Genomic DNA, 23,735 nt, shown 5'->3' with positions numbered 1-23,735 from the left:
TCTTAAGATTCGATGAACCCAGAGGCGACGTAGGCCTGACGGATCGGCGGCTTCAGATCGTCGGGGAACGCAGTCTGCGGGGGTCGGGCGGGGTGGTCGCCGACGGGCAGTCCGAGCAACGAGGCGCCGAATTTGAATCCGGCTCCCCAGTGGGTGAACATTCCGGGCCGGGCGGGATGCGACTGATAGCGGCGGCTTGCCTCACGCATGGCGGTCAAGCCGGTCTCGGCGGCGAAGCTGTCGGCGCGCTCGAAATCGCCTTGCACCAGCAGTTCTCGCCATTCTCTGAACAGCAATGCGCCCGGCTTCTCGTAAAGGTAGAGCGCAGAACCGAGCGCCCCAGGATGGGGTATCCCCAACCGGATCCCGGCCTCGTCGGCCGCTTCCCAGATGACCATTTCCGGGGCCAGCTGATGGATCGCCAGACTGTGCTGCGCGTCGAGCAGCCCGTTCTTGAGCCCACACAGTGCCGGAACTTCGTGGTAGAGCTCGACGCATTCCTCGGGGGTTAGTACCAGCCCTGTCGAGTGGGAGTTGAAGAAGCCCAGCGGCATGTCGGTGCGGTCGGCGACGTAGCGGATGTACTCCAGCACGCCGGGCTTGCCGGAGCACTCGAAGTAGGGCGTCAGAATGTAGCAGATGTCGGCGCCCAACTCTTGGGCGTTCAGCGTGAGCTCGACGGCCTGCTTAGCCGTGTCGGTGCTCGACATCACCTGCAGCAGCGCGCCGGGTTTGATCCGTCGGGCCTCCTCGATGGCAACCCGGGCTACTTCTTTGAGTTCGTCGGTGGTCAGCGACCAGAATTCGGCGATTCCGCCGGTCAGCCAGATGCCGTCCTGATCCAGGTCGATCAGGCAGTGCCGCACCAACGCGCGAAGCGCCTCGTAGTCGATTTCGTCGCCGTCGAGACCGCGGAACGGGGTGTAGAGCGAGCTGCAGTTGCCCCACAGGTGTTCTGACGCCCAGTCCTTCGCTTCTTTGCCGGTGACACCGGTGACCACAAGCGACTCCTTCAGCACTGTTACCGGACACGAGCTTCTCGGGACCAGGTGATGACTATCACGTACGCGTCATGGTAGAACGATATGTGCATTGATTGCAAGGAACGAGTGCACTGCGCACGCACGACGATGGCGGATGTCGATATGGCCGCGCCTGGCAAAACACGAGGAGCTTGATGTCGCAGAGCATGGGGGGCCGGGTCGCCGTGGTCGCCGGCGCATCGATGGGCGTCGGCCGGGCCACCGCAATTCGGCTCGCGCAGGATGGCGCGACGGTTGTGCTGCTCGCCCGCCGCAAACTGCTCCTCGACGAGGTCGTGGAGATCATCGGGCCCAGCGCCGTCCCGATCGTCACCGATGTCACCAGCAGCCACGATGTGCACGCCGCGTTCGATCAGATCGCAGCGCAGTTCGGCCGCATCGACGTCCTGATCAACTCCGCAGGGGCTAGCCGGATTCGGCTGATCGAGGAAGCCAGCGACGAAGACATCGCCGTCACGATCAACACCAACCTGGTGGCTCCCATCTACACCACGCGCTCGGCGATTCCGCTGCTGCGCGCGGCCGGCGGCGGCGACATCATGAACATCTCCTCGGAGATCACCCTCGACGACATGCCGATGATGACCCTCTACGCCGCCACCAAGCGCGGCCTCAACGGGTTCACCGGAGCCATGAGCAAGGAGCTGCGACGAGACGGCATCCGGGTGACCCTGGTCATCCTCGGCGCGGTCGGAGATACCGGAATTCACGAGAACTTCGGCCCGGGCGACCTCGAAAAGGCCTGGCCCCTTTGGGAAGCCGACGGCTACCTGACCCGAATGAGTGGCACCCACCTCCTCACCTCGACGACCGTCGCCAACGTGCTGCACGACGTCATCACCCGGCCGCGCGAAGTGATGATGGACGTGATCCACGTCCGTCCAGCAAGCAGCTGACCCGGCGCCGACGCGAATGAGCTTCTCCCAGGCCAACATTGAAATTGCAGAGGAGGAATAGTGATCCGACCGATGGACGGCGTCCGGGTACTGGAGGTGGCACAGTTCACCTTCGTCCCGTCCGCGGGTGCGGTCTTGGCCGACTGGGGCGCCGACGTCATCAAGGTCGAACACGCCGAAAAGGGCGACGCCCAGCGTGGCCTGAGCGCCCTGATGGGCATGCCGGTCGGCAGCGGATCCTTCGCACCGTTGATGGAACACCCCAATCGGGGCAAGCGCAGCCTCGGCCTGGCGCTCGAGCAGCCCGGGGCGATGGAGGTCCTACACGAACTGATCCGCACCAGCGACGTGTTCCTGACCAACTTCCTGCCCGCGGCGCGCCGGCGGCTGGGCATCGAGCTCGACGACGTCCGCTGCGTCAACCCCGACATCATCTACGTGCGCGGATCGGCTTTCGGCGCCAACGGGCCCGACAGCGAAAAAGGCGGGTATGACAGCACCGCCTTCTGGGCTCGAGCCGGCAGCGCGGTGGGCACCACCCCGGTGGACTACGACGGCCTGTGCAAGATGCCGGCCGGCGCCTACGGTGATTCGCTGGGTGGCATGACCATCGCCGGGGGTATCGCCGCCGCTCTGTTCGCCCGGCAGCGCACCGGTGAGACTTCTGTCGTCGACGTATCCCTGCTAGGGGTCGGCGCCTGGGCCAACGCGCTCCCGGTGGGTTTCGCATTGTTAGAGGGCGGCCCGCCGGCGCCCCGCGCCCCCGGCAACTCGGCGCCGACGAACCCACTGGTCGGCAATTACCGGACCGCCGACGACCGTTGGCTCGTCCTGGCCATGCTCCAACCCGGCCGGTACTGGCCCGAGTTCTGCCGGCACATCGACCGCGAGGACCTCATCACCGACGAGCGCTTCGCCACCGCCGAGGCGCTGATGGGCAACGCGGCGGTAGCGGCCGAGGTCGTGCAGGGTGTGCTCGCCACGCGGCCCCTCGCCGAATGGGTTTCCCGGTTCGCCGGCATGGAAGGCCAGTGGGCCATCGCGCAGGATGCGTGGGAAGTGGGCCATGACCCGGATTTACGGGCCAACGGCCTGATCTCCGAAGTGCTCGACAGCGAGGGCACTGCGCGCGAACTGGTCGCCAACCCGGTCCAGTTCGACGAGAAGCCGGTACAGCTCACGCGGGCACCACAATTCGCCGAGCACACCGACGACATTCTGCGGGCTCTCGGCAAGTCCGACGACGAGCTGATCGACCTCAAGATCAGTGGCGCGGTGACCTGAGGGAGCGCCCTCGCGCGTCAGGACGTCGTGCGCAGGATCGCCGCCGAGCAAAACGCCCAGAGGTGGTCCACGCTGGTCGACCGCCCGCCGGACAAGACCGCGGAGTGCGCGGTCGCCAGCAGCAGTTCCTGAAGTAGCGCGGCCTGGCTGGCGAGCGGGACATCGTCCCGGAGCAGGCCGGCGTCGGCGACGTCTCCGAGCAGCTCAACGATGAAGGAGTGCAGCGGTTCCAGGGCGTAGGCCAGGTCATTGGGCCGGGACTCGGCCAGCCGCAGGTGCAAGACGCTGAGCCCGCGCGCCAGTCGGGCCGGCATCGCGGTGATTTCGGAGAGGGCCTCCATGAGGGTCCGCAGCCGCAGCACCGGATCGGTGATGCCTTCGCACCGCTCGCGCATCATCGGCATCGCTGTGGTCCGCAGGATCGTCTCGTACACCGCCAACAGCAGGCTGTCCTTGCCGTCGAAGAAGGTGTAGAAGGTCCGCTGGGACATGTTGGACTTGTCGACGACATCCTGGATGGTGAAGTCGCTTTCGTCTCGCTCCCCGAGGAGTTCTATTGCAGCTGAGACGAAGCGGTCGCTGCGGGCCTGGGCGCGCGCGCGGGCGTTGCGCAGCGACCGATCGACACTGTCCCTCTGCCAACTCGGTACGGGCGCCTCCGCCGGCTCATGATTTTTTTTCGCCTTCAGCTCAGTTGACCGCGCCATGACGCTCCGCTCTCTCAAGGTCGACTTCGGCCAGGAATTCACCGATAACTCCCCTGACCGTATCTGGGCACTTCTGGTGGGCCGAATGCGCCGCGCCCGCGATCTCGACGAAGCGGGCTCGCGGATTGACTTGCGCGAACCGCCGACCCTGCTGCCGACGCGTCGCTTCGTCCCGCTCGCCTGCCATCAACAGAATCGGGCACGCGACGCCGGCCAACGTGTCATCGCTCAATTCGGGCCAAGACACGCTGTCGTCATGCAGCGCCGTGACAAGGTCGCGCCAGTGCTCGAGCCCATGGGCGGCCTCGTGCAGGCGTCGCAGCGCGAAGGGCCACGTGCGGTGTAGATGCTCGAGCCGCGGCGCGCGGTAGTCGTCGGGGCGTCCCGTCCCGGGAGAAATGAGGATCAACGACTGCGCCGTTCCCGGGTTCTCCAGCTCCAGGGTCAGGGCGATCTCCGCGCCGTAGGAGAACCCCACGATGTGCGGGGGCCCCAGGTCCAGGTAGTCGATGAGATAGCGCAGGTCCGAGCGGACCGCGGCCCCCGTCATGGCCGTCGGCCGGAATTCCGACCGACCATGGCCGCGTAGATCGGGCAGGATGCAGCGATAGTCCGGCCCCATGGCGGCGGCCAGGTCGGCCCACTCGAATTCGCCGGTCGCGGTCGCGCCGTGGACGAACAACATCGGCTGAGGCCCGTCGCCGACCACTGCATAGGCCAACGTCAACCCGTCATGTTGATAGGTGAAGGCACCGGGCATGCCCAGGTCCTCAGTCATGCGCTCCCCTCAACAAGGTTGTTCTCGTTCACTGGCAGACGATAGGTCCGTTCGGAGACAGATGAATGCAATTGAGCGCTCATTCGTCTCCCTCACGCCGTCGGCTGCCGGGTACCGAGTTCTTGCGTTACGGGCATCACGTTCTCGGAGGACGAAACGCTTAGGTGCCGTGGTACGAGGTTAACATGCTAAAGGCAGGCCAGCGTGCCGATCGGATGTGTGACGGTCATTGCCACTCAGCTCCAGGCAATGGATTTGAGCTCGGTGAACTCCTCGATCCCGTGGTGCCCCCACTCCCTGCCGATGCCGCTCTGCTTGAATCCGCCGAAGACACCCGTGATGCCCACCCCGCTGGGCTGTTCGGCCGACCAGCCAGGACCGGAGCTGCCCAGCGCCTCGGCGTTGACGGTTGGCGAGCCCGCCGTCTGCACCGAAACATTTCCGGCCCGGATCTGACGGGCGACGTTGAAGCCACGCGCGGTATTGCCGGCGAGGACGCCGCCCCCAAGTCCGTAGATCGAGTCATTGGCGATGCGAATCGCTTCCTCTTCGGTCTTGTAGGTGATCACGGTGAGGACCGGACCAAAGATTTCCTCCTGAGCAATCCGCATGTCATTGCGGGCGTTGATGAACAGCGTCGGCTCGTAGAAGAACCCCTTGGTCAGGTGCCCGGGACGCTTGCCCCCGAATACCAGCTCCGCCCCCTCATCGAGACCGGACCGCACGTACGCCTCCACTCGGGCTCGCTGCTGCTCCCGGATCAACGGGCCGATGAGGGTGTCGGGCTCCCGGGGATCGCCCACCTTGAGCGACAATGCCGACTTCTTGGCGCCGTCGACGTACGCGTCGAGCAGGTGCTCGGGCAGCAACAGCCTCGTCTGTATGGCGCAGCCCTGGCCGGCGTGGATCATCGAGCTGATGATTCCCATGTTGGCGACGTGGTCTTCGGGGACATCGTCGAGGACGATCGATGCGCTTTTGCCGCCGAGCTCGAGCTGCAGGCGTTTGACCGTGGGCGCCGCGGCCGCCATGATCGTTCGTCCGGTCGCGGTGGAACCGGTGAAAGTCACCATGTCGACCATGGGATGAGTGGTCATCTCCTCGCCGACTTCAGGGCCCCCGGCGATCACGTTGAGCACGCCGGGCGGAAGGCCGGCATCCTCAGCGGCTTTGGCGATTTCGAAGGCGTCCAGCGGCGTCCACTGGTGCGGCTTGAGCACCACGGTGCAGCCGGCCGCCAACGCCGGCACGACCTTCACAATGTTGAGGAAGAACGGGAAGTTGAACGGGGTAATGGCGGCCACCACGCCGACCGGTTCCCGGACCACGGCGTGCCCGGCCATGCCGGTCGGACCCCCGGCCGGCGGCGACACTTCGGTCCAGCGCACCGCGAGTTCCATGGCCTCGGCGATCCACTGCGCGATGTCGATCGCGCCACGCACCTGGATGATGTCGGCGAGAAAGCCGACCGACCCCGACTCGGCCATCACCAGCTTCTTGAGGAAATCGTGGCGCTCATCAAGGATTCCGGCGAATCGGCGTAGCACGACGGCGCGTTCCCGCGGCGAGGTCCGCGGCCACGGCCCGTCGTCGAAGGCCCGTCGGGCGGCCGCGATCGCGGCGTGAGTGGCCTTGAGGCCCGCGTCGGGAACCGTGCCGATGACCTCCTCGGTGGCCGGGTCGATGACTTCGATGACCCCCACCGTGTCGTCCGCCGTCCAGGCGCCGTCGATGAACACCGCGTCGTAATCCCACCGGTCACTCACCGCGCACTACCTCCAATTCCCAGATTCGACCCCGCTGCACCGCGTGGGTCCAGATGTCAGATGACGCTAGCAGCCTATTCCTATAGCGAGGACGTTATGTTTCGCTTACAGCACCTGTTATATCTTCAGATAGCAGACAGCATCATCGCTACATCATGGTCGGAGGAAGCATGGAAGACGTACTGGGATATGCGGGGCGCCACGTGGTGGTCACCGGTGCCGCGTCCGGAATGGGCGCAGCGACGGCGACGATCCTGACCAAGCTGGGGGCTCGGGTCACCCCGCTCGACGTCCGCCCCACCGCGGTTCCGGTCGACCGGGTGCTCGAAGCGGACCTGCGCGACCGCGCATCCATCGAGCGGGCCGCCGAGTCCATCGACGGGCCGGTCCACGCCTATTTCGGCTGCGCGGGCCTACCGGGGCCGCCGTTTTCCGGTCTGGACGTGATGCTGGTCAACTTCGTGGGCGCCCGGCACCTGGTGAACCTGATCCTGCCCAAGATTCCCGCCGGCGGAGCGATCGCGGTGGTCGCATCCAACGCCGCCATGGGCTGGCAGCTGGAGCTCGAGCAGCTGATGGAACTGGTGTCCACCGACGGATTCGACGAGGGCAAGCGATGGTGTGAGGCCCATGACGACATCGGGGCGGTCGGCGCGTACCCGTTTTCGAAGAAGGCGATCAACGCCTGGGTCGCGTCGCGGGCGGCCACGCTGATCACCGATGGCGTCCGGCTCAACTGCATCAACCCCGGACCGACGGACACCGCCATGCTGCCCCACTTCGTGGAGTTCGCGGGACAGAACATCATCGACGCCTTCGTCGGCCCGATCCGGCGGCGCTCAACCGCCGAGGAACAGGCGTGGCCGCTGATCTTCCTCAACAGCCCCCGCTCGAGCTACATCAACGGCGAGGCACTTGTCACCGACGGCGGATTCTTCGGCGCCGTGCAGTCCGGCCAGCTCGACCTGACCAAGTTGTTCGACACCTCGGACAGCAGCGCCAGCGGATCGTGACCAGTCGACAAGGCGCTCCCGCCTTGCCCTATCGAGTGATCCAATGGGGTACCGGCAACACCGGGGCGCACACGCTGCGCTTCCTGCTCCAGGACACGGCTTTTGACGTCGTCGGGGTATGGGTGAAACGGGAGCAGAATGTGGGGCGCACCGCCGGCGAGCTGGCCCGGTTGGTGACCGGTGGCCCGCGCGCCACCCATGACATCGATGATCTCGTCGCCCTGGACGCCGACTGCGTCGTGTACATGGCTGCGGAGCCCTCCGGGTCTCCCAAGGAGGCCGGCACCGACGGGTGGGAAAGCGTCGACACGATGTGCCGACTCCTGGCCAGCGGCAAGAACGTCGTGGCTACCGGCATCTCCGGGCTGACCAACCCGCGGGCGTTCGGCGACGACGTCTACGAACGCCTGCGCCTGGCGGCCGAATCCGGGGGGACCACGTTCTTCGGCACCGGCATCGAACCGGGCTTCATGTGCGATGCGCTGGCGCTCAGCTTGAGCAGCATCTCCCGCGGCATCAGGTCGATCCGCGCCCAGGAGTGCCTCAGCTACGCGACGTATGACCAGCCCAACTACCACGTCTCGCACGGCGGGATCTGGGGGGCGCCCTGTGACCCGAGCTATGGCGACGCGTTCGCCGAACACATCCTCGCCGCTGGCATGGGCGGCCCGGTGCTCCTGCTCGCCGACGCCCTCGGCGTGACACTCGACGACCTGACGGCCGTGGTCGACCTCGCCGCCGCCGACGAGGACTTCGAGGTCCCCATGGGACCGATCGGGAAGGGCACCGTCGCCGGATACCGCTTCGAGCTACTCGGCATCGTCGGCGCGGAGACCAGGATCGCCGTCGAACACATCACCCGGATCCATCGGGACGTGGCGCCACAGTGGCCGTCGATCGGTTCCGGCGGCTTCCGGGTGATGGTCGAGGGCACGCCATCGTTCACCGCGGAAGTCATCTTCGACGAGGACGACCCGACCACGGCGGGTTGCGTGGCCACGGCGGCGCGCGTCGTGAACTCGATCCCCATCGTGTGTGCCGCTCCGTCGGGCGTCTGCTCGTTTCTGGATCTGCCCACAATCAGCGCCGCAGGGTCGTTCGCCTGAATCGGGCGGTGCGCATGTCGGCAGCCGTCAGAGCAGGCCGCGCACCGTGCGGCGGAAGATCCAGGTAGGTCAGTACCCCGGCAGGCGCCGCGCAGACCGCGGGAATGGCGGTGGTGACCTGCGTGACAGCGACGACGTAGCCGGCGTGGGTGCTGTCGCCGAAGTCCGAGGTGAGCGACATGTCGACCCTGATGTTGGGCTCACCGTCGATCACCACCCGGTAACAATCGTCAAAGCCGTGCTCGGGAAAGGAAAGTCCTCACGACGTAATTTGGTGATGTGCTCGATCACGACGCGTGCCTCGCCGTCGACCATTCCCCTGATTTTGAACGACATGCCTGACACGGTCCCCTTGGCGATGCGCCCCGAAGCGATCTCGACGTCCTCTTTGGCGTGGATGAGGCGATGCGCCTCGTCGATGCCGTCGAGCGTCACGCCAATCGCGTCGGCCAGCATGGCCACGGAGGGTCCCCAAATCCTGGCCGTCACACCGGGCATCAGAATCATCGGGAAAGAGACGGCCAAGCATTCCCGGTGCTGCAAACGCTGTAACCGGCCACGCCGGCAATCGGGGCCGGCCAGTTCGCCAATCAACGGGGCGGCCGGGCCCCCTTTTCTTCCGCTACCCCGGCGCCCGGCCGCCAGACCGCCACGGCCCGCTACCCGGGCGACACTCCTCGCCAAGCCAGCGATCCCGTCGCCGCGGACCGCCATGGTCGCCCCTGAAATCATCCCAATTCCCCACCAGCGCCCCGGCACGTCGACAGCGCCCGTGAGCGCGCCGCCACGGCCCCGCGCCTGATGCCCGCCCCAGCCGCGCCGACTACCCCGCACCGCACACCACCATGTGGTGCTCCGCCAGCACACGCCAGGTCATGACAATCGTCGACCCCAACAACCGTGGCGCGCGCGCTTCGCGCAGCGCCACCGCACGGGCCCGCGCGCCTTCACATGGTTATAGCCACGGCGTACCGCCACGCGACCGCGCCCGCGGCCCGCTCGAGCCATCGTCTCCATGCCGTCGCGCGCTGCCAGCCGGGCACAACAGAATGCGGACCCATCCGCTCCCACCAATCTCACCCGAACGCATGCCGTGTTATTTGCAGCCGTGCAGCGCTATCACCGACTGCTCCAGCGGAGCACCATCCGCGGCTGCGGCCAACGCATAGCGGTTGGGCTGCATCATGATCCGCACGCCACCCGGGTAGAACCAAAATCGACCGTACCCATAGGCACCCAGGGCCGACCTCCAGACCGCGAAAGCATTTGCCTGTGATCCGCGAACCATGTTGGCCTCAATACGCCGCCACTCCTCGGCGTGCAGGCGCCTCTAGCATCGACCACGCATCCAAAGCCAGCGCGACTTAGGGAACCCTAATTTCACACCCTCCCCGAACATCACACCTCTTGCACACAGGTCTCGGGATGGCAACATTTCGTCAGGACGATTTAATATGGGCGGTATGGATGCTGAGGGCGCGGGGCCTGCGTGCCCGCGCTGTGGTCTGCCGGTACCTACGTCACTACCCGGCGACAGTCCGCGCCGAGGTCGGCGCAGAATCTGGTGCTCAACTGCCTGCCGGCGGGCGGCACACGCCGAGCGCACTGCCGCTGCACGCACCGGAACCGCGATCCGCGTCGTCGAGGTTCCCCGGCTCTCCCCGGCGGTTGTTCGGCCGGTGATTGTGCCTCGCCCACCGACGACTGAAGACATCGAAATACACGTACTCAACGACCCCGACCACTGCGCCTGGGTGCTCGCTCAGATCACTGCCAGAGCCCGCAGAAAGGAGCTCGATAAACGAGTGTTGCGAGCGGCCAGGGAGCTCGCGCAGGTAATACTTCCGAACGCCACAAGGTACTAAAACCCGCGTCGGGCCCAACGCCTCAGGGACGGATTCGACAGGATCCGCATGCAAGCTGCGGCACTGCTAACGAGTACCTTGCTCGGCGCGTGTTTCGGTCGGCGATCCGCATCGTGGGAGATGCCGCGGCTTGACCTCGCAACACAGCAAAGCAAGCCAAGCAGGCGGCAAGAAAACCACATTCGCCGCGGGCAGCAGCGCCCATTGGCGCACACGGCGCAGACCTCGAGCGAACACCGGCCGACTGACCGGAACGCCAGGCCTACCGCACCGCGAGCGAGTGCTGACACGCACTGGATGACCGACTCAAGAAACCAGCCCTCGGCGACCCGAGCAGTCAGCCCCAACAACGAGCCACGCTTCGCCGCGCACGCGGCGTCGCAGTGATGCTCAGGATCCACTACTACGGGGCTAGCACAGCCGATGCCGCAGCGCAGAAGAGATCGCCAATGCGGCCGCCCATCCGCTGCGGACGAAAGCACCGATGCGACACCCCGGAAGAGGTTCAACTCCTTCCAATTTGGAATTGAACGCTTGTCGTTAGCGTGGTGGCTGGCCTGGCTCCGTGGCCATAATGGCCGCCGAAACAAGCCTCTCGAACATCATGCTCGCAGGATTGCAGGGCTTTCGGGCGTTTCTGTCGAGATCAGACTTCAGGCAACCTGCACTGCTCCGATTCGCTTAGCCCACGCAGGTTGACCCACCCCGCATGAGCATCATCGGCATCGATACTGAATTGATTTGTGGGGTTATAAAGCGAGAGATAGATGTCTTCCAAATCGGCAGCCCGCTCAACGCTTTCATGACGACGTTCGAAGTCTGCCAACGCCTTCAGCGCGATCCGGTACCTGGCGAGGTGAGATACCACGTCGGTGAGGAGCACGGCCCGCTTGCGCGCAGTCTCGACAACGTTCGGCAGAGGCGAAACTGGGTACGGCCGCCGGCGCGGATCCAGCTGTTCTGCTTCCCTCGCCACCTTCCGAATGTAACGACTGTCGCCACAGTTATGCCGCAGTCAAGGCTTAGCATTTCGAGACGCAATCGAGCCTCGCGTTCCGGATCTCTCACGAGGTGCCGCCAGACCGGGAAACAGCGGGAAATACTGGTGGGCAGCGATTTAAAGTCTGTGCTGCACGCCTCGACACGCAGGCGAAAAACTTTCCTCTGACCGTCGCCTTAGCTCTTCAGCCTTCGTACAGTGAATCAATGAGCACCTGCATTAGTCGGCATGACCCAGTCGACCCGGTCAACCCGACCGCCCGCGCACAACTGCTGACTGTCAAAGACGTCATCAACGCAAGACTTGCACACACCTGTGCAAATGTGCCATGCAGAATCTTGGGGTGGCGATACATAAGGGACACAGTGATGCGCGTGAGTGTAAGTGAAACGGGAACAGTGCATTTGAGATGTTACGGAAAGAATTGAAACTGTGGATAGCAGAGAGGTTGGGAAGGGCGGAGTGTTCGAGTGCGCCGGGGGGTTCCACCGGTTTGCGCGAGCGCATTGAAGCGCGCAGAGCCAGCGCCGAGCGAACTCATAAGGCGGAACGCAAAAGTATTGCACGAAGCGTCACCGCAGAGAATTACAGTGGTGTTGGGACCCTCCGTGAGACCGAGGCGATCAACGGCCCTCCGAAGCGCGAAGCCGACCGGGCTCGACAATCTCATAGATCCGACAGCGCCCCATCCCAACACGATCCCTCGGAGGGTGGTGATGAAAATGGAAGACAACGCGTTCAACGATCTGCCCCTTCTGCTCGCAGTACCACGGGCCGCGCAGCTGCTCGGGATAAGCCGGGCGGCAGCCTACCGACTGGCGGCCTCCGGCGACCTGCCAGTCCGCCGGCTCGGCGGCCGCGTCTACGTGGTAACCGCCGGCCTTCGTGAACTAGCCTCATGAAAGGCTCTGTGTACCAGCGGGGTTCCAAATAGATGGATGGCCGAGGCCAAGCGACGCGGCTACCTTCGCCGCGACTGGAGCACGACCACCGAGGAGACCGGCCGATGAGCACCGACACCCCACTGGCCGAGCACCCCAGGAAGCGCGGCGAGCGTACCGACAGCTCAATCAAGAAGCTGCCCAACGGGAAAGGGTGGCGCGCCCGGCCCACTCTTGGCACCGATCCGGTGACCGGCCGACAGGTCCGGCCAACCAAGGTGTTCGCCACCAAGAAGGCCGCGCAGGACTGGGTGACCGAGCAACGTCAGCAGTGGAGCACCGCCACATGGGCGCCGAAGTCCGCGCGCACGTTCGATGAGGTCGCCGACCATTGGATGACGCTGCGCGAGGCCGACCCGTCCCTCGGCCCGAATACCGTTCGCGCTGACCGCGAGTCGCTGGCCTACGCACGCAGAGCGTTCGGTGCGTTGCCGGTGCAGAAGCTCACGCCCGCCGCGCTGGCGAACTGGTCGGCCAAACTGACCGGCAAGGGTGGCGCGACGCTAGCGCCGGCCACCAAGCGCCGCGCGATCGTCCGACTCAAGTCGGTCCTGGCGCACGCGCGCAAGATGCGCTGGCTGACCTATGACCCCTCGGCCGATCTCGAATCACCCGAACAGAAGGCCATCACCGCCACCGCAGCCGATGACATCTGGACCCCCGAGCAGATGAGCACGTTCCTCGATCACGTCGCGGCTCATCGCCTCGGCGGGTGCTTCGGGCTCACCCTGCTCGGCCTTCGCCGCGAGGAGGTCGGCGGGCTGCGCTGGTCAGACGTCGCCCTGGAGGCCGGCACGTTGCGTATCCGTCAGGCCCGTGTTGATGTGAACGGCCGCGACACCATCGTGGCGACCAAGACTGAACGCAGCGCCCGCGATCTGCCGTTGCCGCCCCGCGAACTGGCGATGCTGAAGGCGATGCGCACTGCCCACCTGCGTGAGCGCCTGGCGGTGGGCCGACCTTTCGCCGACGATGACCTGTTGCTTTCGCGGGTCGACGGCACTTGGTTGCCGGTTCGCGAATACTCCCGCGAGTTCACCGCTCAGCGCAAGGCGGCAGGGCTCAAGGCAATCACGCTCGGCAAGCTGCGGCACTCGAATATCTCCCGGATGCGCGCGGCGGGTATCGCCGCCGATGTGGTCGCTGCCTGGCATGGCCACACCGAACGCATGACACAGGCGGTCTACGGGCGGGTCACCGACGACCGCCTGACCGCTGCGTCGGCGGTGTTCTCGGCAGCGTGGTAGGACAAAGTTAGGACAAATGGCGTTCGCCTCGTCAACATCCGCAAACGACAAAACCCGCTCTGACACCAGTTCAAAGCGGGTTTCTCCTGGTGGAGCTAAGGGGACTCGAACCCCTGACCCCCACACTGCCAGTGTGGTGCGCTACCAGCTGCGCCATAGCCCCGAGAAGTTGTGCTCATCGAAGCTACACCACAGTCAACTTTCGTTCAAAGTTGCTGCTCAGGCCGCCTCAGCGTCCGGCTCGGGCAGCGGATCGGGCAGCCGATCGAGCTCCGGCCGCGTTTCCGGCGCCATCACCCAGCCGACCGCCGCGACCAGCAGCACCACCCCGCTGATCGCGAAGCCCCAGCCGTAGCCCAGCTGCTCGGCGAGCCAACCGAGCGTCATCGATCCGACGATCGCACCGAGATCGCCCACCATTTGCACCATGGCCACCGGCATGCCCGCGCGCGCCTCGCTACCCAGGATGTCGGCGACCGCGGCCTGCATCGGCGACATGTAGATGCCGCCGGTCGCACCAACCAGAAACGCCACCACCAGAAACACCGGCAACGTCGACAGCGCGCCAAGCCAGATGGTCGTCGCACCGGATGTCGCCAGGCCGACCATCAACAGGCTGCGACGCCCCATCCGGTCGGACAGGTAGCCACTGGGGATGACGGCGACGGCGTTGCCGGCGGCGAACATCGCCAGCACCAGGCCGGTGATCCCGACGCCGCGGCCCATGACGTCGGTGACGAACAGCGGGACCAGCGCGACGCGAAGCCCGAATGCCGACCAGCCCGTCGCGAAATTGGACAGCAGCGCCGACCGATACGCGCGCTCCCGCAACGCCTCTCGCATCGTCACCGTCGTACGCGTTGGGGGCAGGGGCGCGGTCAGCTCGGAGTGCCGCAGGCTCACGACCAGCACCACCGCCACGCCGAGCAGTGCGGCGCCGTAGATGATGAACGGTGCGGCCAACCCCCAACTCGCCCCCAGGCCGCCGATCGCCGGCCCGCAGACCACACCCACCATGAACGACGTGGTGAAGATGCCCGCGACTCGACCGCGCGCGCCGACCGGGCTGATGTGGATCATCAGGCCGAGCGCCGAGACATAAAACAGCGTCGACCCGATGCCGCTGACAACACGAAGAAGGAGCAGCTGCCAGTAGGTCTGGGAGAACGCGCACGCCATGGTGGACGCCGCCACGACCAGCAAACCGTTGATGTAGATGCGCCGCTCACCCCACCGCTGCACCAGCGCGCCGCTGGCCGGGGCGAAGCACAGTCGGCTCAGCGAAAAGACGGTGACGAGGAACGTCACCGCCTCGATGCTGACCCCGAATCTGCGCGCAAGGTGCGGCATCGCCGGCGCGACGACACCGTAGCCAAGCGCGATCATGATGTTCGCCCAGCTGAGGATCCAAACTTCGCGCGGAAGCGGTCGCGAACCGGACCCGCGCCCCCCCGGGCGGGCAAGACGGAGGGAAATTGTCACCCGATGACTTTATTAACCACCTCGCGCGCGGCTTCCTGCACCTCCGTCAAATGCTCGGGTCCGTTGAAAGACTCCGCGTAGATCTTGTAGATATCCTCGGTGCCCGACGGCCGCGCGGCAAACCATGCGTTGGCCGTCGTGACCTTCAATCCGCCCAACGCCGCACCGTTGCCCGGCGCGGCGGTCAGCTTGGCGGTGATGGGCTCACCGGCCAGCTCGGTGGCGGTCACCTCCTCGGCCGACAGCTTGGACAGCCTGGCCTTTTGGTCGCGATCGGCGGGCGCGTCCACCCGCGAATAGCACGGCGTGCCGTATTCGTCGGCAAGCTCGGCGTACCGCTGCGAGGGCGTCTTGCCGGTGACGGCCAGGATCTCCGAGGCCAACAACGCCAGGATGATCCCGTCCTTGTCGGTGGTCCACGCCGATCCGTCGCGGCGCAGGAACGACGCCCCGGCCGACTCCTCGCCGCCGAAACCGATGGTGCCGCCGATCAACCCGTCGACGAACCACTTGAAGCCGACCGGCACCTCGACCAGCTTGCGGCCGATGCCGGCGACCACCCGGTCGATGATCGACGAGCTGACGGCGGTCTTGCCGACCGCGATGCCGTCCGGCCAGGCCGGCCGATGGGTATAGAGGTAGTCGATGGCGACCGCCAGGTAGTGGTTCGGGTTCATCAACCCCGCGTCGGGCGTGACGATGCCGTGGCGGTCGGAGTCGGCGTCGTTGCCGGTGGCGATCTGGTAGCGGTCCCGGTTCGCAATGAGCCCAGCCATCGCGTCCGGCGAGCTGCAGTCCATCCGGATCTTGCCGTCGTGGTCGAGCGTCATGAACCGCCACGTCGCGTCGACGAGCGGATTGACGACGGTCAAGTCCAGCTTGTGCCGTTCGGCGATCGCGGCCCAGTAGTCCACGCTGGCCCCGCCCAACGGGTCCGCGCCGATCCGGACTCCTTCCTTGCGGATCACGTCCACGTCGACGACGTTGGGCAGGTCGGCGACGTAGGCGTCCATGTAGTCGTGACGCCGGGCGGTCCGCAGCGCCCGCGCCAACGGGACGCGCTTCACCTCGACACCCCGGCCGCGCAGAATCTCGTTGGCGCGCTTGGCTATTGCGTTCGTCGCGTCGGTGTCCGCGGGACCACCGTTGGGCGGGTTGTACTTGAAGCCGCCATCGCAGGGCGGGTTGTGCGACGGGGTGACGACGATCCCGTCGGCCAGGGCCTCGGTGCGACCCCGGTTGAAGGTGAGGATGGCGTGGCTGACCGCGGGCGTTGGCGTGTAACGGTCGGCCGAATCGATCATGGCGACAACGTCGTTGGCCCCCAGCACCTCGAGCGCCGACACCCATGCCGGTTCCGAAAGTCCATGTGTGTCACGGCCAATGAACAACGGCCCGGTGGTGCCGTGCGCGCGGCGGTACTCGACGATGGCCTGGGTGATCGCGAGGATGTGGGCCTCGTTGAACGCCGCGTTCAGCGCCGAGCCGCGGTGGCCCGAGGTCCCGAACGCCACCTGCTGGGTAACGTCGTCGGGATCGGGTTCCAGCGAGTAGTAGGCCGTGATCAGGTGGGGCAGATCGACGAGGTCTTCGGGCAGGGCCGGCTGACCGGCGCGCGGATGGGCCATGTCACCGATTCTGCCCCTGCTCCACTCCGATGTCGCTCTATGCTGCGAAGCGTTCACCGGCCGGAAAGGATTTGCACAGTGGCAAACCACGATTACCGCGAGTTGGCCGCGATCTTCGCCGGTGGCGCGCTGGGCGCCGCGGCCCGGGCGGGGCTGGCCACCGTCATGGCCGCCGATCCTGGGCGCTGGCCGTGGCCGACATTCATCGTCAACATCATCGGCGCATTCCTGGTGGGTTACTTCACCACCCGACTCCTGGAGCGGCTGCCGTTGTCGAGTTACCGACGCCCGCTGCTCGGCACGGGATTCTGCGGCGGCTTGACCACGTTCTCGACGATGCAGGTCGAGACGGTCCGGATGGTCGAACACGGCCATTGGGCGCTGGCCGTCAGCTACACCGCTGCCAGCATCGCGGCGGGCCTGCTGGTGGTGCACCTGGCCACGGTGCTGGTACGTCGGGTGAGAGTGCGCGGATGACGCTGCTGGTGTGGGCGGGCGTGCTGCTCATCGGCGGTATCGGGTCGGTGACGCGCTTCCTGGTGGATCGGGAAGTGACGCGCCGCGCGGGCCGGCCGTTTCCGTTGGGCACGTTGACGGTGAACATCACCGGCGCCGCGCTGTTGGGATTCTTGGGCGGGCTGGCGTTGAGTAAGGACGCCGCGCTGCTGACCGGGACCGCGTTCGTCGGCGCCTACACCACCTTCTCGACCTGGATGCTGGAAACCCAGCGGCTCGGCGAGGAGCGCCGAAAGTGGGCGGCGGCAACGAATCTCGTTGTCAGCGTGGTGCTTGGCCTTGCCGCGGCGTTACTCGGACAATGGATCGCGGGGCGAATATGAACCAGCCGTGCCTGAAGTTGACCGCCTACTTCGCCGAACGCCAACGCGTTGCCGGCGGAGGTCGGTTCCTGGCCGATTCGATGTTCGACCTGTTCGGTGCCCGCGACGTCGCGACCAGCGTAATGCTGCGCGGCATAGCCAGTTTCGGGCCGCGCCACGAGCTGCGCAGCGACATATCGCTGAGCCTGTCCGAGGATCCGGCGGTGGCGATCGCCGCGGTCGACGTCGAGCCGAAGATCCGTGAGCTGGTGGGTGACGTGGCCGCGATGACCGACCGCGGATTGCTGACCCTGGAACGCGCCCGGCTGGTCACCCCGCAACTGGGCACCGACGCGCTGCGCAACTTCGACAGCCACAACGACGACGCGGCGAAGCTCACCGTCTATGTGGGCCGTCAGGAGCGCGTCGGCGGCAAGCCGGCCCAGTATGCGGTGTGCGATTTGCTTCATCGGCACGGATTTGCCGGCGCCATAGTGCTTTTGGGTGTCGACGGCACGGCTCACGGCGAGCGCCGCCGCGCCCGCTTTTTCGGTCGCAACGCCAACGTGCCGCTGATGATCATCGGCATCGGGACGACGACGCAAGTGTCAACCGCCGCAACAGAACTCGCCACCCTGGTGCCCAATCCGCTGCTGACCGTGGAACGAGTCCGGCTGTGCAAACGCGATGGCCGGCGATTCGCGCGCCCGCAGGAGCTGCCCGCGACCGACGCGAATGGGCGTACCTTGTGGCAGAAGCTGATGGTGTACACGGCCGAAGGCACCTTCCATGACGAGCTGCCGATCCACCGCGCCATCGTGCAGCGACTGCTGCATTCCCAGACCGCCCGCGGGGCGACCGTGCTGCGCGGCGTCTGGGGCTTTTACGGGGACCATAAACCGCACGGGGACAGGCTATTTCAGGTCGCACGGCGGGTGCCGGTGACCACGATCGTCGTCGACACACCGGAGGCGATCGCGCGCAGCTTCGACGTCATCGACGGGCTGACCACCCGCCATGGGTTGGTCACCAGCGAGATGGTGCCGGCCGCCCTGTCACTCGACGAGTCGGAGCGGCTCGGCGATATCACGCTGGCAGAACACGATTACTGAGGCAACCCATTTTGTCGCATTAACGGCCCTTCAACAGCTTGGCCAAGACGGCAGCATGACTGCCGTCCACCTCGCGGGTCGCGGTGACCAGGGTGACGACGCCGCCCTTGACCAGCCGGCGCAGTTCGTCGAGCGCCGGGCTGCCGGACAGCTCGGCCTGGTAGCGCTTAGCGAATTCGTCGAAGCGCTCCGGCCGGTGGTGGTACCACTCACGCAGTTCCTTTGACGGCGCGACGTCCTTGCACCAGACGCCGACACGGGGATCGTCCTTGCGGATGCCGCGCGGCCAGATGCGATCGACCAGCACGCGCTGACCGTCGTCGGGGTCGACGTCTTCGTAGATCCGAGCGGTCCGGATCTGATGCTTGGCCATGCTTCAACAATCAGTTGTCGCTAGTTGCCTCATGTCAAGATGCGCGCGAAGGGTGATTCGTTGCCTCACGTGAGCGTGCGCGCTTGTTGACTGGGGCGGGGGCACCGTCTGCGGCTTTGCTGGTGATCAGAGTGAAGAGCTCAGTGCTCAACGCCGCGATCTGGCGTTGGGTGGCGGCGGGATTGATCAGTGAGTAGCTCCGCTTGAGCGCCACGATGCGGTCCACGGTTATGCCCGGGTGGTCGATCGTGCGGTGAAATGCGGTGGTGGCCTTGTCATGTTTCCTGGACACTTTGGCCCCTGTGCGGACTTTGGATATCAGTTTCTGCTGGGGGGAGAAGTAGTTGGTCAGGTTCGACTGCAGTCGCCAGATTTCGTTGAGTAGCAACAGTTCTGACGCGGTGTCGTAACGGTAGTAGCCGACCACTGTGCGTACCACTGCCCAGTTCTTCTGCTCGACGTGGCAGCCGTCGTTCTTGTTGGCTGGCCGTGCTCGGGTGAAGGTGATGCGGCGGTTTTGACACCATGCCAGCAGGTCATCGTTGATGAATTCCGATCCGTTGTCGGAGTCCACGCCCAGGATCGGGAACGGCATCGTGGCGGCGATGTGATTGAGGGCGGCCAACACGCTCTTGGCGGCCCGGTCAGGAATTGAGCGGTTCTCGGTCCAGCCGGTGGCGATGTCGGTGACCGTCAGCGTGAAGGCATGGCGCCCACCGCGATGGCCGCCGTCGTGGAAGACCGTGTCGATCTCAACGAAGCCGGGCACAGCGTCATCCCATTCGGCCCAGGTACGCACCGGGATCTGGCTTTTGAGCAGCGACCCCGGCTTGGTGCCCACCCGTCCCTTGATCTTGCGTTTGGCTCGTTCATCGGCCAGGCGGCGATCGATGGTAGCCGCCGACATCGACACCAGCAGTGCCGCGGTCTGATCGCTGATGGTCAGCTCCCGGAAGTGGCGCAGCACGGCCACCCGCTCTGCGAGCATGGGCGCGAGCCGTTTGCCGGCGGGCATTCCCAGCACCGTCCAGCAGACCGTCAGCGCCGCGATGACCTCGGGCCCGTAGGTCAGCGGCCGGGAACTGCGCACGGTGACGATCGTGGGCGACAGCGCGGCTTTGAGCGCCTTGCGGGCATGGTTACGGTGCCAGCCGGTGTTGGCGCACAACTCGTCGAGAATCCGACTCTTCTCGCGCTTACTGCCCTGCTGGTAGCGGATCGCCGCTGCTTGCGTCACTGCCCTGCGCTCGGCCAATGTCAACCCCATCACCTGGGCCTACCGAAGTCATAGCTGACCGATCAGGCAGGCGCGCCGTCCACGCGCGCATTTTCCATGAGGCAACGAAGCCCCCATTCACGCGCATTTCTGATGAGTCAACGCGGTCGGCGGTGTCGATTATAATCGAAAGTATGTTCGAATCCTTGATGGTGATCGACCCGGCCGCGGGCCAGTCGGCGTTGATCGACAAGATCGCTGAGCTGGAGCGGGTGAAATCGGCGGCGGCCGCGGGACAGGCTCGGGCGGCCGCCGCGCTGGACGCCGCGCGTCGCTCCGCCGAGGCGGATGCCGGTGTGCCGGCCGCCCGGCGCGGACGCGGTGTGGCGCACGAGATCGCGTTGGCCAGGCGAGACTCGCCGGCCCGCGGAGGGCGGCATCTCGGGTTCGCCAAGGCGCTGGTGCATGAGATGCCGCACACCCTGCAGGCGCTGGAATCCGGAGCGCTGTCCGAGTGGCGCGCCACCCTGATCGTGCGTGAGAGCGCCTGTTTGGACGTCGATGACCGGCGCACGCTGGATGCCGAGTTGTGCGGCGACCCGGCGGGTCTCGACGGGATGGGTGATGCGCGAATAGCCGCCGCCGCCAAGGCGATCGCCTACCGGCTGGACCCGCACGCCGTCGTCGACCGGGCGGCAAAGGCCGAGACCGAACGAACGGTCACCATCCGGCCGGCGCCCGACACCATGACGTATTTGACCGCCCTGTTGCCGGTGGCGCAGGGCGTGTCGGTGTACGCGGCGCTGCGTCGCGAGGCCGACATCCGCGGCGACGGGCGGTCCCGCGGACAGGTGATGGCGGACACGCTGGTCGAACGTGTCACCGGCCGGGCCGCAGAGGTTCCCAGTCCCATCGCGGTCAATCTGGTGCTGACGGACGAAACATTGTTGGGCGGTGACAGCACGCCGGCCGACGTGTGCGGCTACGGCCCCATCCCGGCAGCCGTCGCCCGCGCGATGGTGGCGGCCGCCGTCGACGACCAGCGGTCCCGGGCAACGCTGCGCAGGCTCTATGCGCATCCCCGGTCCGGGGCGTTGGTGGCGATGGAGTCGCGCTCGCGGCTGTTTCCCCGCGGCCTGTCCGCCTTCATCGAATTGCGCGATCAACGCTGTCGCACGCCCTACTGCGACGCGCCGATCCGGCACCGCGACCATGCGCAACCCTGGGCCCACGGCGGTTCCACCACCGCGACCAACGGGGCGGGGTCATGCGAGGCCTGCAATTACGCCAAGGAGACCCCCGGCTGGCGGGTGAGCACCAGCGTGGACGAGAATCACACGCACACAGTCGAATTCACGACTCCTACGGGTCATCGGTATCGGTCCGGGGCCCCGCCGCGCGCGCCGGCGATCACGATCAGTGATGTCGAGGTCCGAGTCGGCATCGCGATCGCTCGGCACGCCGCCTAACTGGATGCGCGGCCGCCGGTGAGGCGCTCGACATCGAGGACTTCACCGCGATTGATGCTGACCCAATCACGCCCGTCGAGGTATGGACGCAGGCTACGGCCGATGAGTTCGGCGTCGGCCGGGGTCTTCGGCCGCTGAAGTTCGTAGACGTGCGGCAGTTCGGCCATGCCCTTTACGACGTTCCACAGCGTCAGGGCGGCCGGCCCCGTTGGCGGGTCCACCAGGACCGGCCCGAACAGGCACTGCCCCAACATAAACAGCGTCGGCACGCCATATCCGCCGGCGTCGACGACGCGCTGATGGTCGGCGCGGACGTCATCGTGGGTGGTCGGGTCGGCCAACGCCGCGTCGAAGACCGCCTCGTCGGCGATCGTGCTCAGCAGCCGCCGCGCCACCGCTGGGTCGTGCGGTTTGCCGCCCGCCGCGTGCAGTTCGTGTCCGATCGCGGCGTACCACTGGTCCAGCAACGCCATGTCGGTGCGCCCCAGCATCGCGCCGATCCGCATCAACGACCAGCCGTAAGACCAATCGCGTTCCCACGGGTGCTTTTTGCCCTCGACCCGGTTGATCTCCTCCAGGCTGAAGAATCGCCAGTTGATCGTTATCCCCAATTGCTCGCGGACGTCACGAATCCACAGCGACGTCTGATAGGCGAACGGGCACATCGGGTCGAAGTGAAAATCCACGACGGTGTTCATCGGTTCCTTCTCGCCGTCAGTGCGGCGAAGATCGCCGCGTTGGCCGCCGCCCCGACGGTGGCGACACTCAGATCGCGGGCTCTGGCGTGAAAGCCCACGGCCAGCACGAAATAAACCGTGAGCATAGCGGTCGTCAGCCGGGCCAGGCCGGGAAACCAACGGGCAGAGAACAACCCGATCGCGGCGGCGGCCTTGATCGGTGCGAATATCCACCGGTATCGGGGCGGAAAATTGATCGTGTCCAGCACCTGCGTCACGAAGGGCAGCGGGATGGCATCGCCGATCGCGCTCGCCGCCAGGTAAGCGCCCAACGCGTCATAGGTTGACGTGGCCATGTCGTCTCCTCAGTAGTGGTAGGTGTCCGTCGGGGCGGGGCTATGCACCTTTTCGTCGTCGAACTCGGAGACTTCGATGCCGTAGGCGCGGGCCAGGTCGAGGATTTTGGTGGCCCGGGCGATGCGCGGCAGGTCCGAACCGTTGCGGATCTCTCCCCCGTCGCGTTCGAACTCGCCGAAAAACTCTTTTGCCCAAGCGATTTCGTCCTGCGACGGCGAAAGGCCCTCATTCACCACCGCACACTGGTCCGGTGTGAGGCAGATCTTGCCCGTCATCCCGAACTCGACGGAGACGGCGGTGGCCTCGATGAGTTTCAACGCATTGGATCCGATGGTCGGCCCGTCGATCGCGCTGGGCAGGTTGGCCGCCTTCGCGGCGATGGTGAAGCGCGAACGTGCGTAGGCCAGCGTGGTCGGGTCCTCACCGAAGCCGGTGTCGCGGCGGAAATCGCCGATGCCGAACGCGAGCCGGAAAGTGCCTTTGGTCGCGGCGATCTCGGTGATGCGCTCCAGACCCCGAGCCGTCTCGACCAGGGCCACGATCGGCACATTGGGCAAGCGTCGCGCCGTCTCGGTGACATGATCCACCGATTCGACCATCGCCAACATCACCCCGCCGACCGAGCTGTCGGCCAGTGCCGCGATGTCGTCCGCCCACCAGGGTGTGCCGAAGCCGTTGATGCGCACCCAGTCCGCCTTGTCGCTGCCGAGCCAGCGCACGACGTTGTCGCGCGCCCCGTCCTTGTCTTTCGGGGCGACCGCATCCTCGATGTCGAGGACGACGATGTCGGCGCGAGACCGCGCGGCGGACTCGAACCGGTCGGCGTGCGCGCCGTTGACCAACAACCAACTGCGGGCCAGCACGGGATCGATGCGGAAACCGACGTCGGCGGGATCCGCCGCGTGGCTGTCGACCTGCGCATGCATGGATTGATCTGCAGTCATCTTCATTCCGTCG

The 23,735-nt window shown here is 66.0% G+C and carries 24 protein-coding genes and 1 tRNA gene; 10 read left to right on the top strand and 15 right to left on the bottom strand.

Annotation, left to right across the window (positions count from 1 at the left end; genetic code table 11):
* Positions 1–2 precede the first annotated feature (2 nt).
* Positions 3–1,001, bottom strand: coding sequence for a dihydrodipicolinate synthase family protein (locus G6N66_RS06265; protein WP_232065689.1), 999 nt, complete (start codon positions 999–1,001; stop codon positions 3–5).
* Positions 1,002–1,177: 176 nt separating this feature from the next.
* Between G6N66_RS06265 and G6N66_RS06260 the strand changes: the two genes are divergently transcribed.
* Positions 1,178–1,939 carry an SDR family oxidoreductase gene (locus tag G6N66_RS06260; protein ID WP_062906319.1) on the top strand — a complete coding sequence of 254 codons (762 nt, stop codon included), beginning with the start codon at positions 1,178–1,180 and terminating at the stop codon, positions 1,937–1,939.
* A gap of 72 nt (positions 1,940–2,011) precedes the next feature.
* Complete coding sequence (locus G6N66_RS06255) at positions 2,012–3,223, top strand: CaiB/BaiF CoA transferase family protein (RefSeq protein ID WP_081235395.1); 1,212 nt, start codon at positions 2,012–2,014, stop codon at positions 3,221–3,223.
* A 17-nt stretch (positions 3,224–3,240) separates the two neighbouring features.
* Here G6N66_RS06255 and G6N66_RS06250 read toward each other — a convergent pair whose 3' ends face one another.
* From G6N66_RS06250 to G6N66_RS06240, 3 genes are all read right to left on the bottom strand, one after another.
* Positions 3,241–3,930, bottom strand: a complete 690-nt coding sequence (locus G6N66_RS06250; RefSeq protein ID WP_062906342.1) for a TetR/AcrR family transcriptional regulator — start codon at positions 3,928–3,930, stop codon at positions 3,241–3,243.
* Entirely contained in the window at positions 3,914–4,708 is a 795-nt protein-coding gene (locus G6N66_RS06245) for an alpha/beta fold hydrolase (protein WP_062906343.1), read from the bottom strand. The genes G6N66_RS06250 and G6N66_RS06245 overlap by 17 nt, the downstream gene beginning before the upstream one ends.
* Before the next feature lie 236 nt (positions 4,709–4,944).
* Complete coding sequence (locus G6N66_RS06240; RefSeq protein ID WP_062906344.1) at positions 4,945–6,474, bottom strand: aldehyde dehydrogenase family protein; 1,530 nt, start codon at positions 6,472–6,474, stop codon at positions 4,945–4,947.
* Between the two features lie 170 nt (positions 6,475–6,644).
* Between G6N66_RS06240 and G6N66_RS06235 the strand changes: the two genes are divergently transcribed.
* Together G6N66_RS06235 and G6N66_RS06230 are read left to right on the top strand one after the other, a co-directional pair.
* Positions 6,645–7,487 carry a coniferyl-alcohol dehydrogenase gene (locus G6N66_RS06235; RefSeq protein WP_062906345.1) on the top strand — a complete coding sequence of 281 codons (843 nt, stop codon included), beginning with the start codon at positions 6,645–6,647 and terminating at the stop codon, positions 7,485–7,487.
* A gap of 23 nt (positions 7,488–7,510) precedes the next feature.
* Positions 7,511–8,593, top strand: coding sequence for an NAD(P)H-dependent amine dehydrogenase family protein (locus G6N66_RS06230; protein WP_071509273.1), 1,083 nt, complete (start codon positions 7,511–7,513; stop codon positions 8,591–8,593).
* Here the strand turns inward: G6N66_RS06230 and G6N66_RS06225 are convergent.
* The 3 genes from G6N66_RS06225 to G6N66_RS06215 form a co-directional block, all read right to left on the bottom strand.
* A complete protein-coding gene (locus G6N66_RS06225) occupies positions 8,568–8,810 on the bottom strand; it encodes a hypothetical protein (protein WP_062906347.1) in 243 nt (80 codons plus the stop codon). The two genes, G6N66_RS06230 and G6N66_RS06225, sit on opposite strands and share 26 nt — an antisense overlap.
* Positions 8,804–9,049, bottom strand: coding sequence for a hypothetical protein (locus G6N66_RS06220; RefSeq protein WP_139825136.1), 246 nt, complete (start codon positions 9,047–9,049; stop codon positions 8,804–8,806). The genes G6N66_RS06225 and G6N66_RS06220 overlap by 7 nt, the downstream gene beginning before the upstream one ends.
* A gap of 2,055 nt (positions 9,050–11,104) precedes the next feature.
* Positions 11,105–11,434 (bottom strand): hypothetical protein, encoded by a 330-nt coding sequence (locus tag G6N66_RS06215; protein ID WP_139825137.1) that lies wholly within the window; start codon positions 11,432–11,434, stop codon positions 11,105–11,107.
* Positions 11,435–12,174: 740 nt separating this feature from the next.
* On the opposite strand from G6N66_RS06215, the gene G6N66_RS29980 reads away from it, so the two are divergent.
* Entirely contained in the window at positions 12,175–12,360 is a 186-nt protein-coding gene (locus tag G6N66_RS29980) for a helix-turn-helix domain-containing protein (protein WP_071509272.1), read from the top strand.
* Between the two features lie 104 nt (positions 12,361–12,464).
* Complete coding sequence (locus tag G6N66_RS06205) at positions 12,465–13,646, top strand: tyrosine-type recombinase/integrase (protein WP_062906211.1); 1,182 nt, start codon at positions 12,465–12,467, stop codon at positions 13,644–13,646.
* An 87-nt stretch (positions 13,647–13,733) separates the two neighbouring features.
* Here G6N66_RS06205 and G6N66_RS06200 read toward each other — a convergent pair.
* The 3 genes from G6N66_RS06200 to pgm form a co-directional block, all read right to left on the bottom strand.
* Positions 13,734–13,809 (bottom strand) — tRNA-Ala (locus tag G6N66_RS06200).
* 56 nt (positions 13,810–13,865) lie between these two features.
* Entirely contained in the window at positions 13,866–15,032 is a 1,167-nt protein-coding gene (locus G6N66_RS06195; protein WP_085232310.1) for an MFS transporter, read from the bottom strand.
* A 92-nt stretch (positions 15,033–15,124) separates the two neighbouring features.
* On the bottom strand, positions 15,125–16,756 hold the full coding sequence (pgm, locus tag G6N66_RS06190; RefSeq protein ID WP_085232311.1) for a phosphoglucomutase (alpha-D-glucose-1,6-bisphosphate-dependent): 1,632 nt from the start codon (positions 16,754–16,756) through the stop codon (positions 15,125–15,127).
* 78 nt (positions 16,757–16,834) lie between these two features.
* Here pgm and crcB (G6N66_RS06185) point away from each other — a divergent pair, with 78 nt between their 5' ends.
* Genes crcB (G6N66_RS06185) through G6N66_RS06175 form a run of 3 tightly spaced genes read left to right on the top strand, consistent with a single transcriptional unit; the run spans position 16,835 to position 18,686 of the window.
* Positions 16,835–17,233 carry a fluoride efflux transporter CrcB gene (gene crcB / locus G6N66_RS06185; RefSeq protein WP_085232312.1) on the top strand — a complete coding sequence of 133 codons (399 nt, stop codon included), beginning with the start codon at positions 16,835–16,837 and terminating at the stop codon, positions 17,231–17,233.
* Positions 17,230–17,595: a fluoride efflux transporter CrcB gene (crcB, locus tag G6N66_RS06180; protein ID WP_085232313.1), complete on the top strand. Its 366-nt coding sequence runs from the start codon at positions 17,230–17,232 to the stop codon at positions 17,593–17,595. The genes crcB (G6N66_RS06185) and crcB (G6N66_RS06180) overlap by 4 nt, the downstream gene beginning before the upstream one ends.
* On the top strand, positions 17,592–18,686 hold the full coding sequence (locus tag G6N66_RS06175) for a DUF190 domain-containing protein (protein ID WP_085232314.1): 1,095 nt from the start codon (positions 17,592–17,594) through the stop codon (positions 18,684–18,686). The genes crcB (G6N66_RS06180) and G6N66_RS06175 overlap by 4 nt, the downstream gene beginning before the upstream one ends.
* 19 nt (positions 18,687–18,705) lie before the next feature.
* Here G6N66_RS06175 and G6N66_RS06170 read toward each other — a convergent pair whose 3' ends face one another.
* Both G6N66_RS06170 and G6N66_RS06165 read right to left on the bottom strand, forming a co-directional pair.
* The gene (locus tag G6N66_RS06170; RefSeq protein ID WP_085232315.1) at positions 18,706–19,059 is read right to left on the bottom strand and encodes a DUF488 domain-containing protein; all 354 of its coding nucleotides are present in this window, start codon (positions 19,057–19,059) and stop codon (positions 18,706–18,708) included.
* A gap of 34 nt (positions 19,060–19,093) precedes the next feature.
* Positions 19,094–20,326: an integrase catalytic domain-containing protein gene (locus G6N66_RS06165; RefSeq protein WP_085232316.1), complete on the bottom strand. Its 1,233-nt coding sequence runs from the start codon at positions 20,324–20,326 to the stop codon at positions 19,094–19,096.
* A 143-nt stretch (positions 20,327–20,469) separates the two neighbouring features.
* Between G6N66_RS06165 and G6N66_RS06160 the strand changes: the two genes are divergently transcribed.
* Positions 20,470–21,744 (top strand): HNH endonuclease, encoded by a 1,275-nt coding sequence (locus G6N66_RS06160; protein ID WP_085232317.1) that lies wholly within the window; start codon positions 20,470–20,472, stop codon positions 21,742–21,744.
* Here the strand turns inward: G6N66_RS06160 and G6N66_RS06155 are convergent.
* Genes G6N66_RS06155 through G6N66_RS06145 form a run of 3 tightly spaced genes read right to left on the bottom strand, consistent with a single transcriptional unit; the run spans position 21,741 to position 23,704 of the window.
* Complete coding sequence (locus G6N66_RS06155; protein ID WP_085232318.1) at positions 21,741–22,442, bottom strand: DsbA family oxidoreductase; 702 nt, start codon at positions 22,440–22,442, stop codon at positions 21,741–21,743. The genes G6N66_RS06160 and G6N66_RS06155 overlap by 4 nt on opposite strands.
* Positions 22,439–22,777 (bottom strand): DoxX family protein, encoded by a 339-nt coding sequence (locus tag G6N66_RS06150; RefSeq protein WP_085232319.1) that lies wholly within the window; start codon positions 22,775–22,777, stop codon positions 22,439–22,441. The genes G6N66_RS06155 and G6N66_RS06150 overlap by 4 nt, the downstream gene beginning before the upstream one ends.
* Positions 22,778–22,786: 9 nt before the next feature.
* A complete protein-coding gene (locus G6N66_RS06145; protein ID WP_085232443.1) occupies positions 22,787–23,704 on the bottom strand; it encodes an HpcH/HpaI aldolase/citrate lyase family protein in 918 nt (305 codons plus the stop codon).
* Positions 23,705–23,735: the final 31 nt, after the last annotated feature.

This window comes from Mycobacterium conspicuum, from assembly GCF_010730195.1.
Taxonomy (GTDB): domain Bacteria; phylum Actinomycetota; class Actinomycetes; order Mycobacteriales; family Mycobacteriaceae; genus Mycobacterium; species Mycobacterium conspicuum.
The sequence above is the reverse complement of the archived record's forward strand: the minus strand, read 5'-3'. Positions and strand labels throughout refer to the sequence as shown.